Genomic DNA, 939 nt, shown 5'->3' on the forward strand with positions numbered 1-939 from the left:
GTTCGGGGTCGATTTGGTCGGCGTCGTCGTCGCGGTCCTCGTCGAGGACGACGCGGAACGGCGCAGGGTCGTGCTCGGAATAACTCTCCCGAGTGTCGGTGAGTCCGACGAACTCCCCGATTTTCTCGCGCTTGTCCTCCCCGCCGGGCGATTCCCAGAGGATGACGCGACCGGGGTCGGCACGACTCGGTTTCTGGATGACGAGCGTCGTCATCTCGCGGATGGGTTTGTTCATCCCGCTCCAATTGTGAGCGACCAGCACGAGCGACCCACGCTTTGCGTGCGGCCCGTGGCGGTCCTCTTTCTTGCGGATGAGAGTCGCGCGCTCCGCGAACGTCTCGGCTTTCTTCGAGTCCGCACCGCGGCCGGTAAGCTCCTGCATTGCTTCGTCAAGCACGCCGAGCGATTGGCGTTTGTGTGACGCCATCGCCTCTAGCATCTCCACGTCGGACCGCACCACGGCGTCGAAGCCGTCCCACGTCGTCTGGCCGTAGAGCGTCCCGCCGGTTCGAGCGCCCCACGCCCGCGCAACGTCGAGGGTCGTCGCGGTCTTACCCGCGCCGGGTGGCCCGGTGACGACCGCAATCGTGCCCTCTTGCGCGAGCCGAGTCACAATCTCGGTGAGGGCGTCACTCGCCTCACGGTCCTGATTCACGATGCCGACCATGCCCTGCAACTGACTCACGTTCCCCTCACGATAGGCGCGGTCTACCATCGATGTCGCCGCCGACCGCACGATTTGTTTCCCGACGTGACTGTCCAGAAAGTCCTTGCCGCGCTCCTCGTAGATGCCGCAGTACCGATTCAGGAAGTCGAGCACGTCGGGGTCGTTAATCATCCCGGCGAACTCGCGGACGAACTCGTTGGACTTGTTCTCAAGTTCGTTCCGAAGGAATTCGCGGCCCTGTGCGGCCGAATAGATGGTGTTCCGGTCTTGGC

Annotated in this window: 1 protein-coding gene; it reads right to left on the reverse strand. The window is 63.9% G+C overall.

Annotation, left to right across the window (positions count from 1 at the left end; translation table 11 throughout):
* Positions 1 to 939, reverse strand: a 939-nt coding sequence (locus C451_RS00040) for a hypothetical protein (protein WP_007736304.1), incomplete at both ends; no start/stop codon positions are given.

The sequence above is a fragment of the Halococcus thailandensis JCM 13552 genome (genome assembly GCF_000336715.1).
Taxonomy (GTDB): Archaea; Halobacteriota; Halobacteria; order Halobacteriales; family Halococcaceae; genus Halococcus; species Halococcus thailandensis.